1 protein-coding gene and 1 pseudogene are annotated in these 1,605 nt (G+C 65.7%); both read left to right on the top strand.

Annotated features, from left to right (window positions below):
* A partial coding sequence (locus B3D39_RS15825; RefSeq protein WP_286789862.1) for an ABC transporter permease occupies nucleotides 1-1,393 on the top strand: 1,393 nt, incomplete at its 5' end.
* A 1-nt stretch (nucleotide 1,394) separates the two neighbouring features.
* A pseudogene (locus tag B3D39_RS15820) lies at nucleotides 1,395-1,605 on the top strand (hypothetical protein); the annotation flags it as partial.

Below are 1,605 nucleotides of genomic sequence, written 5' to 3'. Positions count from 1 at the left end.
CGATGGCGTGACGATCTTCATCTCGACCCATTTCATGAATGAGGCCGAGCGCTGCGACCGCATTTCCCTGATGCACGCAGGTCGGGTGCTCGAGGTCGGCGCGCCGGCCGAGATCGTCGCGCGCCGCCATGCCGCCACGCTGGAAGAGGCCTTCATCGCCCGCCTCGAGGAGGAGACCCCGACCGAGGACACGGCGGACGGCGCGAAGACCGAGGCGGCCCCCGCGGCGACCAACGTGGCGGTCCGGGCCGATCCCAAGGGGCCGGCGGCCGAGGCGCTGACCCGGCTCTGGGCCTATAGCTGGCGCGAGACGCTGGAACTTTTCCGCGATCCGATCCGCATGTTCTTTGCCTTCGCGGGGCCGGTGATCCTGCTTCTGACCATGGGGTTCGGCATCTCCTTCGATGTCAACAAGCTGAGCTTTGCGGTCAACGATCAGGACCACACGCCCGCCAGCCGCCGCCTGATCGAGGCCTTCAGCTCGATCCCCCAATTCGACCGCAAGGCGGATTTCGCCTCGCCCGCCCAGCTCGACGCGCGCATGGGCACCGGGTCGCTCGCCCTGGCAATCGAGATCCCCGACGGCTTCGGCAAGGCGCTTCACAGCGGCGATACGGTGCCCGAGGTCTCGGTCTGGGTCGATGGCTCGATGCCGTTCAGGGCCGAGACCGCGCGCGGCTATGCGCTGGGCGTGTTGACCCGTTTCGCCAAGGAGATGACGCCGAAGACCGGAGCGAACACGCCTGGCTCGCTCGATATCGAGACGCGCTATCTCTACAATCAGGCCTTCAAGAGCGCCTATGCGATGGTGCCCTCGATGCTCATGCTGATCCTGATGCTGATCCCGGCGATCATGTCGGCAATCTCGGTCGTGCGCGAGAAAGAGACCGGGACGATCGCCAATTTCCGCTCGACCCCGGTCCGGCGGATCGAGTTCCTGATCGGCAAGCAGATCCCCTACGCGGTGATCGCTTGGGTCGACTTCTGGATCCTCGTGGCCCTGGGCTTCGTGGTTTTCCACATGCCGCTCAGCGGCAGCCTGCCGGGGCTGGGACTGGCGGCAGTGTTCTACGTTATCGCGACCACGGGGTTCGGCCAGCTCATATCCTCGTTCACGCGCACTCAGGTCTCGGCGGTGTTCGCCACCGCGGTGCTGTCGATCATCCCCACGGTGAACTTCTCGGGGCTGGTGGTGCCGGTCTCGGTCTTGGGCACGGCCGGGCGGGTGCTGGGCGAATCCTTCCCGGGGGCATGGTTCCAGCCGGTCTCGGTCGGGACCTTCCTCAAGGGGTTCGGGCTGGGGCAGATGGTGCCGAACATCCTGATGCTCGGCTTCTTCTGCCTGCTCTATCTCGTCGTCGCGATCCTCGCGACCCGCAAGCAGGAGGCCTGAAATGCTGCAAAGCCTCTTCAACATCGCCCGGCTTACGGTCAAGGAGCTGCGCGCGATCCGCGGCGACAAGGTGATGCTGATCCTCATCCTCTATGTCTTCACCGCCGCGGTCTGGCTGGTGTCGCAGGCGGCCTCGACCGAGGTCCACGACCTTTCGGTCGCGGTGGTGGACGAGGATCACAGCCAGCTTTCGCGGCGCCTGATCGACGCGA

It is taken from the genome of Thioclava sp. UBA3469 (assembly GCF_002378135.1).
In the GTDB taxonomy this organism is placed as follows: domain Bacteria; phylum Pseudomonadota; class Alphaproteobacteria; order Rhodobacterales; family Rhodobacteraceae; genus Thioclava; species Thioclava sediminum.
This window is presented reverse-complemented; position numbering and strand designations above follow the sequence as displayed.